Annotated in this window: 14 protein-coding genes and 1 pseudogene; all 15 read right to left on the reverse strand. The window is 37.2% G+C overall.

What is annotated here, in order from left to right:
• Positions 1-5: 5 nt before the first annotated feature.
• Positions 6-1,346, reverse strand: coding sequence for an LLM class flavin-dependent oxidoreductase (locus KW850_RS06415; protein WP_218346744.1), 1,341 nt, complete (start codon positions 1,344-1,346; stop codon positions 6-8).
• 62 nt (positions 1,347-1,408) lie between these two features.
• The gene (locus KW850_RS06420) at positions 1,409-2,353 is read right to left on the reverse strand and encodes an ABC transporter substrate-binding protein (RefSeq protein WP_218346745.1); all 945 of its coding nucleotides are present in this window, start codon (positions 2,351-2,353) and stop codon (positions 1,409-1,411) included.
• Between the two features lie 25 nt (positions 2,354-2,378).
• On the reverse strand, positions 2,379-3,029 hold the full coding sequence (locus KW850_RS06425) for an ABC transporter permease (RefSeq protein WP_218346746.1): 651 nt from the start codon (positions 3,027-3,029) through the stop codon (positions 2,379-2,381).
• 55 nt (positions 3,030-3,084) lie between these two features.
• Positions 3,085-3,843, reverse strand: a pseudogene (locus KW850_RS06430) (ABC transporter ATP-binding protein); the annotation flags it as partial.
• A 131-nt stretch (positions 3,844-3,974) separates the two neighbouring features.
• On the reverse strand, positions 3,975-4,802 hold the full coding sequence (locus tag KW850_RS06435; protein WP_218346748.1) for a DUF427 domain-containing protein: 828 nt from the start codon (positions 4,800-4,802) through the stop codon (positions 3,975-3,977).
• Between the two features lie 137 nt (positions 4,803-4,939).
• Complete coding sequence (locus KW850_RS06440; RefSeq protein WP_218346749.1) at positions 4,940-5,152, reverse strand: Fur-regulated basic protein FbpA; 213 nt, start codon at positions 5,150-5,152, stop codon at positions 4,940-4,942.
• A gap of 73 nt (positions 5,153-5,225) precedes the next feature.
• A complete protein-coding gene (locus KW850_RS06445; protein ID WP_218346750.1) occupies positions 5,226-6,371 on the reverse strand; it encodes an amidohydrolase in 1,146 nt (381 codons plus the stop codon).
• A 13-nt stretch (positions 6,372-6,384) separates the two neighbouring features.
• A complete protein-coding gene (locus KW850_RS06450; protein WP_218346751.1) occupies positions 6,385-6,897 on the reverse strand; it encodes a GNAT family N-acetyltransferase in 513 nt (170 codons plus the stop codon).
• Positions 6,898-6,923: 26 nt separating this feature from the next.
• Positions 6,924-7,697 carry an amino acid ABC transporter ATP-binding protein gene (locus KW850_RS06455; RefSeq protein ID WP_218346752.1) on the reverse strand — a complete coding sequence of 258 codons (774 nt, stop codon included), beginning with the start codon at positions 7,695-7,697 and terminating at the stop codon, positions 6,924-6,926.
• A complete protein-coding gene (locus KW850_RS06460) occupies positions 7,694-8,404 on the reverse strand; it encodes an amino acid ABC transporter permease (RefSeq protein WP_218346753.1) in 711 nt (236 codons plus the stop codon). Before KW850_RS06460 ends, KW850_RS06455 begins: the two co-directional genes overlap by 4 nt.
• A gap of 15 nt (positions 8,405-8,419) precedes the next feature.
• The gene (locus KW850_RS06465) at positions 8,420-9,127 is read right to left on the reverse strand and encodes an amino acid ABC transporter permease (RefSeq protein WP_218346754.1); all 708 of its coding nucleotides are present in this window, start codon (positions 9,125-9,127) and stop codon (positions 8,420-8,422) included.
• A 35-nt stretch (positions 9,128-9,162) separates the two neighbouring features.
• Positions 9,163-9,993: a transporter substrate-binding domain-containing protein gene (locus KW850_RS06470; RefSeq protein WP_218346755.1), complete on the reverse strand. Its 831-nt coding sequence runs from the start codon at positions 9,991-9,993 to the stop codon at positions 9,163-9,165.
• A 77-nt stretch (positions 9,994-10,070) separates the two neighbouring features.
• Positions 10,071-10,349, reverse strand: coding sequence for a glutaredoxin family protein (locus KW850_RS06475; RefSeq protein ID WP_218346756.1), 279 nt, complete (start codon positions 10,347-10,349; stop codon positions 10,071-10,073).
• 389 nt (positions 10,350-10,738) lie between these two features.
• The gene (locus tag KW850_RS06480) at positions 10,739-11,497 is read right to left on the reverse strand and encodes an alpha/beta hydrolase (RefSeq protein ID WP_218346757.1); all 759 of its coding nucleotides are present in this window, start codon (positions 11,495-11,497) and stop codon (positions 10,739-10,741) included.
• 244 nt (positions 11,498-11,741) lie between these two features.
• A complete protein-coding gene (locus KW850_RS06485) occupies positions 11,742-12,779 on the reverse strand; it encodes an LLM class flavin-dependent oxidoreductase (RefSeq protein WP_218346758.1) in 1,038 nt (345 codons plus the stop codon).
• Positions 12,780-12,893 lie beyond the last annotated feature (114 nt).

The raw sequence follows: 12,893 nt of genomic DNA on the forward strand, positions 1-12,893 counted from the left end.
TTCTTTTAATTAACAGTTGTTGGGGTAAAACGATTTATAGGACGTTCTAATCCAAGATTTTCACGAAGTGTTTTGCCACTATATTCGGTTTTATACAATCCCCTTCGCTGCAGTTCAGGAACCACCAAATCAACAAAATCATCAAGCGCACCCGGTAAATATGGAAACGCAATATTAAATCCGTCTGCTGCTTTGTTTACAAATCTTTCTTCTAATTGATCCGCAATCTGTTCAGGAGTTCCTGCAATTCCTCGTGAATTAAACCTTTTGCATAACTGACGAAGCGTTAAATTTTCTGTTTCCATTAATTTTCGAACAGCCAAGAGCTTGCTTTTACTTTTGTTAGCACTCTCAATATCAGGAAGAAAAGGTAATGGCTCGTCAAGCGGATAAACGGAAAGATCCTGACCAATCTCATGGGAAAGTAAATCGAGGCCTAACTGCCATGGTATTAAATTATCAATAACTGCTAATTTTTCTTCAGCCTCTTCCTTTGTTCTTCCAATTACCGGCATAATGCCAGGCAGGATTTTCAAATGCTTTTCTGACCGGCCATACTTCGCCATTCTTCCCTTAATATCTTGATAGAGATGCTTTCCTTCTTTTAATGTTCCTTTAGGTGCAAATACAACTTCAGCAGTTGCCGCCGCTAATTCTTTTCCCGCTTCAGATGCACCTGCTTGAATTAGAACTGGATAACCTTGTGGCGGACGTGCCACATTCAAGGGACCGCGTACGGAAAATTCATGCCCCTTATGCTGTAAATAATGGAGCTTATTGATATCTGCAAAATGGCCGCTCTCTTTATCAAAAAGGAGAGCTTCATCTTCCCAGCTATCCCATAATCCTTCCGTTACATCGATAAACTCCTTCGCCCGTTCATAACGTTTTTCGTGTAGAAGGTGCTTCTCTTTCCCAAAGTTTTGGGCTTCTTCGTCCGTTCTAGAAGTCACGATATTCCATGCCGTTCTACCGCCACTTAAATGGTCTAGTGTCGCCAGTTTTCTGGCAATATGATACGGTTCGTTATAAGTAGTGGAAATCGTTGCTCCTAATCCAATATGATTTGTAACAACAGAAAGGGCTGAAAGAAGCGTAAACGGTTCTGGCCGAATACTATTTGCATATTTCACACTCGACTCAAAGTCATCCCATACATACAACTCATCCGCATAGAAAAAGAGATCAAATTTACCCTTTTCTGCTGTTTGAACAATCCGCTTGTAATAATCAAAATTTAATAATCCATCTGCCTCAGCTTTCGGATGTCTCCAGCTGGAAATTTGCTCTCCAGCTGGAAAAAACATCATGGCACCAAGGATCATCAGACGTTTTTCTCGTTCCATAACCTTCTCCTTATCTAATGTAATTTTTAGGTCAAGCAGGTGAGACGACGCCGATTGGAATTTTATTTGATTAACCCCTGTTCTTTTAACCATTCCTTGGCTACATCAAGCGGCGGCCGTTGATTTAACTCTACTTCACCGTTTAATTTTTGCATTTCTTCGTCGGTAATTTTACCAGCCAATTTATTAAGAGTCTTCTCTAGTTCTGGGTGCTCTTTGAGTACACTTTCTCTAATTAAAGGAGCCGCATAATAGGGTAAAAAGACATTTTTGTCATCCTTTAACACCTTCAGACCAGTTTCAGATATTTTGCTGTCTGTTGAATAAACAATCATGGAGTCAATCAAATTTTGTTTAACGGCTTGATATTGCAAAGACTGTTCCTGAATCGTTTTGATTGCTTTGTATTTAAGGCCATAGGTTTTTTCAATAATAGGCCATGAATCAGGCCTGTTCATATACTCCTGGCTGGCCCCAAAAACAAGCTGATCCGATACTTTAGCCAAATCTGAGATTGTTTTAATACCTAATTTTTCGGCTGTTTCTTTCTTTACTGCTAAACCATACGTATTATTAAAACCTATCGGCTCCAAGATTTTTAATTGGTATTTCTCCTGTAGTCCCTTTGACACCTTTTCATAAACTTGATCGGCATCAAAGATTGGATCTTCTTTTAATAAATTTAGTAAGGCAGTCCCTGTATACTCCACATATGTATCCGCCTTTCCAGCCTTAATCGCATCCCATAGAAGTTTGTTATCCAACGTCTTCACTTCTGTTTTCAAATCTGTATCATTCTCAATGAGAAGTTTTTCCAAGTTTGCTAAAATATCTGATTCGGCAAAGCCTTTTGTTGCAATCACGATGGTGTCAGTTTTACTTGATCCTGAAGCCTTTTCATTTTGTGTACCACATCCCGTTATTGCAAACAACAATGTGGCCATAATGGCTGCGAATAAGGTGATTTTTGCTTTTTTCCTTTTATTAAACTTGTAAAATGTTTTCACAAATTTTCCCCCTTGAAATCTATTATTATATTTTTGTTTGACCCCTTAACCCTTTCGGAGTAAGGAAATAATTAGCACCCAGTAATAGTAGATTGACGACGATTACCAGAATCGATACGGGTATGGCTCCTTCTAAAATCGTAACGGTATTCACCATTGAAATACCACGTGTAATGATATCCCCTAACCCTCCTGCCGCAATATAGGTAGCAATCGTTGCAAGGCTAATTGTTTGGACCACAACAAGCCGAATACCCGCCAAAATGACTCCTCTTGCGATGGGCAGCTGAATCATTCTAAGAATTTGCCCCTTCGTCATTCCCATCCCTGTCCCTGCTTCGATCAAGGCCCCATTGACATCTAAAATTCCTACATAGGTGTTCTGAAGGATGGGAAGCAGTGAATATAACGTTAAAGCAATAATGGCGGGTGTGGTGCCGATACCAAAGAACGGAATCAAAAAACCAAACAGGGCCAAACTTGGTATCGTCTGAATAACTGAAATAATCGTAATTATGCCGTTTGCTACCTTTTTCTGCCTGGTTAAAAAAATACCAAGCGGAATGGCGAGTACACAGGCAATCAGGACCGAAATAAGAGATAGATACATGTGTTCACTTGTCTTTTGTAGAATTAATGGCCAATCCGCTCTTAGCGTTTCCCAAAAATAATTCATAACATCACCTGCTCCTGTTTCAATTGCTAACCATTCTGCGGTTTCCTAATCCCACAGAATCGATAGATTGGTATCTTTCTTCTCCGATAAATTGCCTGACAAACTCATTTGCAGGATTTTTCAAAATCTCTGCTGGCGTTGCATATTGGACCACCTGTCCCTGATATAAGAGAATAATTTGATCCGCTATTTTTAAGGCTTCCTCAATATCATGTGTGACAAAGATAATCGTTTTTTTCAGCTGTTGGTTTAACTTTTTCAATTCATTTTGAAGTTGGACCCGGCTAATGGGGTCAAGAGCACTAAATGGTTCATCCATTAAGATAATCGACGGATTCGAAAAAAGCGCTCGAGCAACTCCGATCCTCTGCTGCTGTCCACCGCTCAACTCGTGTGGATATCGATTACGAAATGCTTTTGGCTCTAAACCTATTAACTCCAATAACTCTTCTACACGACTGGTTAAAACTTTTTTCTTTTCACCCTTCAAGCGGGACACGATAGAAATATTTTCTTCTATCGTCATATGTGGAAATAATCCTATCTGTTGGATCACATACCCGATATTCCGTCTTAATTGCACCGGGTCTAACCCTTTGATATCACTACCATCGATGATTATACTCCCATCATCAGGCTCAATAAGCCGATTCACCATTTTAAGTAGTGTAGTTTTGCCACAGCCTGATGGACCGATAATGGTGATTATTTTCCCCTGTGGAATGGAAAGGCTGAAGTTTTTAAGAACAGATCCCGTACCATAATCTTTTCTAACTTCTTTAAACTCTACAGCTGTTTGGCTCACTTCCTTCATTCCTCTCAATAAATATAAAAGGCCACATTCTCATGTTTGAGAATGTGACCTCCATTTGAATGGTCGATCAATGGTTGATTTTGATTAATATATGACTACTAGTTCATCTCAGTATATTTAGGTAAGTTAACTTAAATCTCACTTGCATTAAAATACTCTAGCGCAGAATAATGCCAATCTGGTTGTTTCTGAAGTTCTCCATCCACATAGACTTCTACTCTTTCATTATAAAATGAAAGCAGTCCCGCGATTTTTGGTATCTCTGGAATGGGATTAGGGTAACTCCAAACAATATCTTCAAAACTTTTACCGTCAATTATGACTGTCCAATAGGATGCAATTCCCTTATAAGGGCACCTTGTTTTTAAATTAGACGGTTCAAGAACTTCTTGAACGATATCTTCTTTTGGAAGATAATATCTAACAGGGACTCCGGTTTCAAAAACAATAACGGGTCTCCTGCTCTCTGCTACTGTTTTTCCTTCTAATACTATCTTGATATGTCTTGAGCTCGACAAAGCATCAACTCGTTTATATGGATCTCTTGGATGAACAAATATTTCCTCTTCTTCTTCATACCACGCATCTACCTGATTCCAGTAGAAAGAAAAATAACCTTTAATCTCTTTACTATCAGGAATAGGATTCTGATAACTCCACACAGCATTTTCTGCTGATCGATCCCCCACTTTAATCGTCCAATAGCTGGCATCTCCTTTTAATGGGCAGTGGCTGCTTTTGTCTGTATGAATCAATACTTCTTTATTAACGTCTTTTTCAGGAAAATAATAGACTGGTAGGTGCCCCCGTTCGTGCAGAACCAATACATCTTTACTATCGGCTATTATCAATCCATTAAACTTAACTCGTACCCATCTTGGAGTAGATTCTATTTTAATTGATCGGTGGGTTGGACTTTTTTGAGTATCTTTTTTTAGCTGATTAACTGAATTTGACAATTTATTCCCCTCCTATTTTTAATTTTTTAACCCTGAATTAGATCATTTTTTCCTCATGTTTTGTTGACAGATCGTTATTCCCTTTCTCCTTTTATTGAAAAAAATAATAGGCCCTCAGAACTCAAATTGATTTTCGACTAATGTTTTGATTTTTTACTAATCAATTGTATGGACCCAAGATCACTATGAAAATGATTAAGTGATTGAAATCTTCTATATTCATTTTCTAGTTCTGTTAGTGATAACTCAAAAAGATGCTTATCTTCTTTCTTATATACATTAAAAGCAATCAGTTTTTCTATTAATTTTTTGCGCTTATTTTCCACAGCTTTCCGAAGAATATTCCCCACCCGAATCACTCCTATTTATAGATTTATTTTATAAATGAAACGTTTTTCGTTTGGATCATAAACTTTAGATTTGTTAAATAGCAAAATGTCGATCTAATAATTCTCGCGAACTTTCATATAAAAAATAAGCTGCTTTGAGAATAGCTGATTCATCTAGTGTAAATGCAGGATGATGCCATTCTTCGTTCCCGTTTGTACCAAAAAAAGCAAATGTCCCTGGGACATTGTAAAGATAGTAGGAGAAATCTTCACCAGCCATTGATAGTTCTGGGTCAATAACATGTAAAGATTGTTGCTTAGCCGCATTCCTAGCAATCTCTGTTACAGCCTTATGATTAACAAGTGGTGGTGGGCCTGGAAACCAGCCAATGTCAACTTTCTGCGAAAAAGCTGAGGCAATTGCTTCAACAATTGTATAAAATTTCTCTTTTACGTCTTCACGAATTTTATTGTCAAAGGTTCGAATGGTACCTTCAAGGATGACATCATCTGGAATAACGTTCCACGTGCTTCCACCTCTTATTTTCGTCACACTCAATACAGCGCTTTGAAGCGGAGACACATTTCGGCTGATAACCGTCTGAAGAGCTGTGATAAGGTGTCCAGCTGCGATAATCGGGTCCTTTCCATTTTGCGGTATCGCTGCATGACTCCCCTTTCCATAAAGCACGATATGAAAACGATCCACTGCAGCCATTAATGGTCCTTCCTTTAATCCGATTGTCCCAACTGGCAAATCCGGTTTATTATGAAGACCTATAATCGCCTCCACCCCATCCAATTGTCCATCCGCTATCACCTTTTCTGCCCCTCCACCGGATTCCTCTGCTGGTTGAAAGAGGAGGCGCACCGTTCCATTCAGTTCTGACTGTTTTTTTTGCAAAAGGCTGGCTGCACCAATAAGAGCAACTGTATGAAAATCATGACCGCAAGCATGCATCACTCCCTTTATTTTAGAAGAATATGGAAGTCCTGACTTTTCCTCAATTGGAAGTGCATCAATATCTGCGCGTACAGCTACGATAGGACCAGGTTTTCCTCCTTTTATGTCAGCAAAGACACCTGTTTTCAAATCCGTTTTGCGAATCGGTATGTCTAGTTCCCACAGCCATTTTTCAATTGACTTGGATGTTTTAAATTCTTGATTTGATAATTCTGGGTATTGATGTAAATGGCGCCGAATGGATATCAATTGAGACTCTAATTCCGCTTGATTCATAACAATCTCCTTCCTATATATCAAAACGATAGCATTTTACTAAAATATCATTGTTCATAAATTCTTTCGTTTGATCTCGCTTAAAACCAAACCATTCATATAAACGAATCGCTTTTTGCATTTTATCACCTGTGTGCAAATACAATTTATTTGCTCCTTGAGACTTTGCAAAATGAAGACCTGCTTTTAATAATTCTTGCGCTACGCCACATCCTCTTGCCTGGGGGTGGACAGCCAAAAGGCGAATAATCGGTGAAAAAATTTGTAATTCAGGTTTTTGATACGCCTTTTCAGATGACTCGAATAACTGTAACGTACCAAGAATATTTACATTATTTTTCGCAATCAATATCTTTTTCACATCTGGATTATCAACCGATGCCTTGATATTTGCTAAATAATCCTCCCATTGATGTGGGTTTGTATATTCATGTTCATACTGCTGATAGCTCTCAACTAATAAACGTCTAACCGCTACTTTTTCTTCCTCTACTAATTCTTCAATAATAATTTGCTTTGTCACCATGAGAGTCACCCTCTTCTCCAGGATTTTTATTGAATTAACCTGTTCTTAAAGTTGGGGAAGAATGATTCACCCGATATTCGTTGTAAAAATCGCCTGGTTCGTTCTTCTTTTGGAGCATTAAAAATTTCTAAAGGTGTACCTTCCTCAACGATTACTCCTTCATCCATGAACAATACGCGATCAGCGACTTCTCTAGCAAAACTCATTTCATGGGTAACAACGACCATCGTAATACCTTCCCGTGCAATATCTTTAATTACAGAAAGCACATCTCCAACTAATTCAGGATCCAAGGCCGATGTAGGCTCATCAAAGAGTATGACTTCTGGATTTAACGCAAGCGCCCTAGCAATACCGACTCTTTGCTGTTGTCCCCCTGATAGCTGTGAAGGATAGTGATGTAATTTATCACTAAGGCCAACTTTTTCCAGCACTTTTTCACTTTGAAATCTTGCTTCCTTTTTCTTCTCTTTCTTCGCAACAACTAAACCTTCCATCACATTTTCCAGCACTGTCTTATGGGCAAATAAATTATAATGCTGAAAAACCATGGCAGATTGTTTTCTTAATAACAACATTTCTTTTTTCTTTGCCTTTTCTGAATTGACCTGTATATCGCCAATTTTTACAATACCGGCATCAGGAGTTTCTAAAAAATTCAGACATCTCAATAAAGTTGTTTTACCCGATCCACTTGGACCAAGAATCGTTACCACTTCTCCTCTTTCAATGTTTAAGTTAATTCCTTTTAAAACCGGCTGTTTGTTAAATGATTTTTTAATACCCTGTAAATAGATCATGACACGCCTCCTCGATTATAAGCTGTCACCCTTTTTTCAAGTAAATAGGAGAGACCTTCTATAATAATAGTAAGAGCCCAATAGATCATCCCCGCAGCAATAAAGGCTTCGAGAAACTTTAAATTGATTGATGCGACGATATTGGCGGCACCTGTTACTTCTTTTTCCGATACAAGAAAAGCAATGGATGAAGTGTGTAAAAAACCTACAATGACATTAGTAAAGTTCGGAATAGACTGAGCTAATGCCTGTGGTAAAATGATTCGAACCATCGCTTGCATCTTCGTCATCCCAACTGAATAAGCCGCTTCCATTTGTCCATTAGAAACACTGATAATTCCAGATCGAATAATTTCTGATAAATAGGCACCTGCGGCCAATGATAAGGCGATTAATACAAATGAAATAATAGGAATCGAATTTGTATGAATCCCTAAATCAAACTTTTCTGAAAGTTGGTCCAATAATAATGGAAATCCAAAATAAATCACAAAAATATGCATAATGATAGGAGTTCCTCTAAAAAAAGATACATAAGCATTTGCTGCACTATAAAGAAATCTCACTTGATATACTCTAATGAGGGCCACAACAATACCTATTAGAAATCCCACCAATAAAGGAACAATAGTTACGATGAGAGTAATAGGAAGGGCCTTGATAATTTCTTTAAACGCAACCCATATAAATGGAATATCAATCGTCATTTTCACTCCTCCTTTCTATGCAGCAGCAGCTAGATCAGCTTTCTGATAACGATTGTAATATTTTTCTAGTTTACTAAATATTTTTTCAAACAATAGGACAACAACATAATAAATAATCGATAGAGATATATACACCTCTAGTGCATGTGCTGTTGAAGCAACGAGCGTATCTCCTCTTCCCATCATGTCCATCACACCGATAGTAAAAGCAAGAGAAGTATCCTTTAATGAACCAATCACCGAATTTGCCATATTCGGGAAAGCAATCCTTAGTGCCTGGGGAAGGACGATTCGAAAAAAGTTTTGGCTGCCTGTCATCCCTACAGAATACGCTGCTTCCGATTGTCCAAAATCGACTGCACGAATGGCTCCTCGAAAAATTTCAGCAAAACCAGCGCCATTGCTAATGGCATAAGTAACAATGACAAAATAAATAGCATCAAGCTTTGAAATATCAATATTGAAAATCATGAGTACAGCAGGTAAGCCATAAAAAACAAGGAATAATTGGATTAATATTGGTGTCCCTCGAACAAAAGAAACATATAAAATGACCAATTGATTTAGTAAAGGTATTTTAAATATCCTCGGTATAGCGGCTGCTATACCGAGAATAAGTCCTAGAATAATAGATGCTCCTAAAATTTGAAGAGTTATCCCTAAGTATTGAATTAGTGTGGGAATAAACTCGATTATTAACTTAAGATCAAAGGCTTTCCCCATTTTTACTACAACCTCCAAATGAATAATCCAATCTATTAAAAGTTAACTGTGTAGTCTGCTCCTAACCATTTTTTACTCAATTCACTCACAACACCTTCTTTTTTCAATTCAACAATGGCTTCGTCAATTCTCTTTTGTAGGGGGGGTTCATCTTTTCTAAGCAGGAAAAAAACCTTTGAATTCAGGAGCGGCTCACCTACTACTTTTTGCTGCGCATCTACAGCGTCATTATTAAAGTCAACAGAAAATGGAGTCGTGATGGTTGCATCCGCTCGACCTGTTTTAATTTGATTTATCGTCGAATCAGGTCCGTTACCTGCATAAACAATATCAATACCGGCGTTATTTTCTTTGTTATATTTTTCAAGAAATACAGCGGAATTACTAGTTGCACTTACAATTGCCTTTTTCCCTTTTAAGTCTTTTATAGAATGAATATCATTGTTATTTTTATTGATCGTTACATGAAGAGGAAAGACATTATATGGTTCTTCATTAAAAAGAAACTTCTTTTGCCGTTCTTCATTCACTTCCATTTGATGGGCAATAAAATCAATTTTATTAGTTTCTAAACTTAATAACAGATTCGAAAATTCCATTGTTTTAAACTCAAATTCGTATTCTGGCAGCTTTTCATCGATTTTCCTTACTAATTCCACATCATATCCAGTTAACTTTCCATCCTTGTCAATAAAGCATACATTGGGGAATTGTGTTCCTGTTCCGACTATTATTTTTTGTACTTTCGACTCCCCTTTAGCAGTTTCGGAGCTTGCCTTTGAAGTTGTTTTTGTTTCTTGAGAAGAGCATGCTCCCACCACTAAAGCAAGTAGTAATGTCATAAAAATAACTAATGTTTTCTTCATTAGATATCCACCTTATCCTTTTTATTTATTAGCAATCTGTACTTGAATTTCAATTAAACTCATTAAATTAGTCGGAATTAACCAAATATTTTATGCTTATTAAATTTATCAAGTACTTTCTCCAGATGTTCAAGTCCTACTTGTGTTACTGCCTCATACACTTCACCATGACCTATTTCAACGACTGGTACATGACGGATCCCATATTTGGTATTTAAAATCTCTCGAAATTCATCATGATTTGTGACATCGACTATTTTGTAATTTATCTCTTTTTCTTGTAAATACTGTTTTACCTCTCCACAATAGTGACAACCTTCTTTGGCCCACACGACCACTGATAATTCATTTCCCATTTCTGTTTTCCTCCTTAGTTTTGTTAATAAAAAAGACTCCCCATTCAAGATTAAACATCTCAAATCGAGAGCCTCTAGTCGCCTAGTCGGCACAAACACCACTTACTATGAAAATATTTAGTTTCAAGCTTCATCCTTTGATAACCTCTTTCGAGTAACGATTTACTGGATAAGGTAATCCTTGATTAGGCATCAAGAATCCTCTTTTTTAAATTCGCAGTTATTAGATAGGAATACTATTAATATTATTGTGCTTTATCCTATCACTTACAGAATAGAAATTCTATACATTAACTGATAGAAACATTTATTGAATTCATTGATAAAATCTATCAAATAAATAGTAGTTCCCACTTATCTGGACGATCCAAAAAGAACCAACTCTAAGGCTAAATCACTCCAGAGCCAACTTGCTGCTGTACGAATCGATGGCACCCCTTTACAATTTGCTCTTTGTCATTATCCATAGATGCTACATGAAAAGAATTTTTCAGAACAACCACTTCCTTTAAATCAGACCCTATGTGTTCAATAATATAATCCGTATTTTCTGGTGGTACGACATGATCCTCAGCTGACTTAAAGCCTAATATAGGACAATGAATTTCCGGTAATATAGGAGGTGTAATGTCCATTAGCGTTTGCAATTGATGAACGGCTTTTATCGGTACTTTTTGATAAGCTATTTCATAGGCATCTTTTGCTTTAATATCGGGCTTTCCTTCATCAAGAAATCTCGGTATGGATTTACCTTTTAAATGTTCAAAAGCCGGAAGAGTTAAAGCAGCATTAATTATGATAATGCCTCGTATATCCCGATATCTATGAGCAAGCCAAAGTGCCAGTGTTCCACCCATTGACTGACCCAATACAAAAATACTTGTACACGTCTGTTTTAATTCCTGATAACCCCTTTCCAATGACTCAAACCATTCTTCATGAGTGCACTTCTCTAAATCATAATAATGGGTACCATGCCCTTTTAATCTTGTAGCCATAACAGAATACCCATATTGCTCAAGTCTTTCACCTAGGTAGCGTACGCTTTGCGGAGTACCAACAAATCCATGTGAAATAAGAATCCCAATTTTGTTTCCCTTAAAATAAAATTTTTCTGCCCCCTTTATAACAGGAAACTTTTCCTCCATCTTTATCTTCCTCCTTTTCTCAATCTAACTTTATTTCCAAATACCAAGCTATCTTTTATTATCCTTTTATATCTAATAATTAAATCCTACTAAACCTATTATACAAGTAGGAATTATAACTATAAAAAAAACTTCAAAAAAATAATTAATGAAGATCCTATATCGTGACTGATAGTTCCCTGCTTTCATTGTCTTTTTTTAGACATCACAATTCCTACCCTGGTCTCCTCATTAAATAAAATTTTTATTTTGTGATAAATTCTTCATTTTCTGTTATCCTTCTCCCAATCTCCCCCTTAGAATAAAGTGGACTTAAGAGGTGAAATGATTGAAACCTTTCTTCTTCTTTTTCAATTGGTGTATGTAAAATAAATTCATCCACCTGATGAGTTTTTTGAAGTTTCCCTAAAACTTCCTTCACATAATTAGGGGTTCCCGCAATAATATCTGCTTCTTGTTCTGTTATTTCATAAGGTTCACTTGCTTGCTTTCCAAACGCTTCTGCTTGCTCAAGTGATTGTAAAGTCACCGATCTTCCACTCTGAAGATGGACTTTGACTATTTTTCTTTCTCCTGCCAGTTCTTCTGCTTCTATTTGAGTAGGAGCGGCAATAACACCCAATGAGATGATAAATTTTCCATTTGGAAAACTATCCCGATATACATTTGCCGCTTCTTCTAGTACCCTATCATCACTATTGATAAATTTAGCAAACACAAATGATATTCTTAATTTAGCAGCAAGCTGTGCACTTTTTGGACTTGCTCCAAGCAGGAAAATTCCAGGTTTTTTCTGAGGAATTGGTGTTGCTTGAATACCTGCAAGAGGATGATCGTTACCGACCGAATTTTCAACTAATTCCAATAAAAAAGAGAGACGTTCTGAAAAGTCCTTCCCATCATTGACGGTTCCATACTGTAGCGCCTTTGTTGATAATGGAAGACCTCCTGGGGCTTTCCCAACCCCAAGATCTACTCTTCCATTACCAAGGGTTGATAAGACATGAAAGTTTTCTGCCACCTTATAAGGACTATAATGCTGAAGCATCACGCCTCCTGAGCCAACTTGAATCGTGCTAGTTCGAGCCAATAAGTATGAAATTAATACCTCAGGCGAGGACCCTGCCAATTGATCAGTATGGTGATGCTCTGATACCCAAAAACGTGTATAACCCCATTCTTCTGCTTTTTGAGCCAGTAGAACGGTTTTCTGTAACGCATTTGAAGCAGTGGATCCAGGAAAAATGGGACTCTGATCTAAAATACTTAGCTTATAGCTCACTTAATTTTCCTCCATTTTTAATCCGACTTAACTTATCAGAAAAATATGTTTTGTTTTATTGATTTTTATCCTATCACTGAAAATATTGAACTTGCAATACTTTCGCTGATAGGA

It is taken from the genome of Bacillus sp. sid0103 (genome assembly GCF_019219025.1).